1 protein-coding gene is annotated in these 301 nt (G+C 44.2%); it reads right to left on the reverse strand.

Annotation, left to right across the window (positions count from 1 at the left end; all coding sequences use genetic code 11):
* Window positions 1–301, reverse strand: a 301-nt coding sequence (locus V5P19_RS23270) for an MASE1 domain-containing protein (RefSeq protein WP_334407895.1), incomplete at both ends; no start/stop codon positions are given.

Consider the following 301-nt stretch of genomic DNA (forward strand, 5'->3'; position numbering starts at 1 on the left):
GATTTTCTCTGCTCGCCAGTAATCCTACAAATGCAGCAAACTGGAAAAGTATCAGAAACAGCGTTGCAGGAAACACAATCTGCCAGAATATACGCTGGGAAATTAAACGGGTATCACCATGTGAAACGTTGTTACGCCGGGGAGTAAAGACCCTGTAACCGCCCCAACAGAGAATGATAATGATAATAAAATTAGCCGTTAATGATAGCGTTTCGTAAAAACCCAGCTCTGCATATTTGCGGACAAAAATCCCTAAGGCGATCCCTGGCAATGCCGCCCAGCTGAAAAACATCATCATGCT

It is taken from the genome of Enterobacter sp. UNJFSC 003 (assembly GCF_036903355.1).
GTDB lineage: Bacteria > Pseudomonadota > Gammaproteobacteria > Enterobacterales > Enterobacteriaceae > Enterobacter.